Genomic DNA, 577 nt, shown 5'->3' on the forward strand with positions numbered 1-577 from the left:
TAACTGTTTTACACTCAAAATACGATCTGGGTTCGCGCTTTGTTACCGTATCACTTTTTTATAACAACGTTCCGGACGCCCAACCGTGCCGTAGTTTAGATCCGCTTCTAGTTCACCCGAGCTGATCAAATATTCTAAATAACGTCTTGCCGTGGTTCGGCTAGCGCCAATCTTTTCTCCTGCTTCATCAGCCGTTAGTGCGGCTTCACCAACAAACAAGTCGCGAATTTTATCGAGCGTTACGCTATCTATCCCTTTAGGCAAGCGTTTAGGGCAACTGTCCGTTCCTGTATTTGATTGCAACATGCGGTCAACCAAACCTTGATCGAGGCTTTTCGCGACATCCAGCTGTTGGCGCTGAGTGATGTATTTTTTAAGTGCCGTTTCCAAGCGTGGGAACATGACGGGTTTTAACAGATAATCCACCACACCTCCGCGCATCGCTTGCTGTAGTGTGTCGACATCCCGAGCCGCGGTAATCAAAATCACATCACAAGTTTGATTGTTCGAGCGCAGCGTATTCAGTATCTCCAACCCTGTACCATCCGGCAGATAAACATCCATCAAAAGCAGATCT

General features: G+C 47.1%; 1 protein-coding gene. It reads right to left on the bottom strand.

The features are described from left to right. Window positions 1-42 precede the first annotated feature (42 nt). The coding region (locus R8O11_RS29845; protein WP_318195209.1) for a response regulator at window positions 43-577 on the bottom strand (535 nt) is incomplete at its 5' end.

The sequence above is a fragment of the Vibrio sp. 1288 genome (assembly GCF_033344475.1).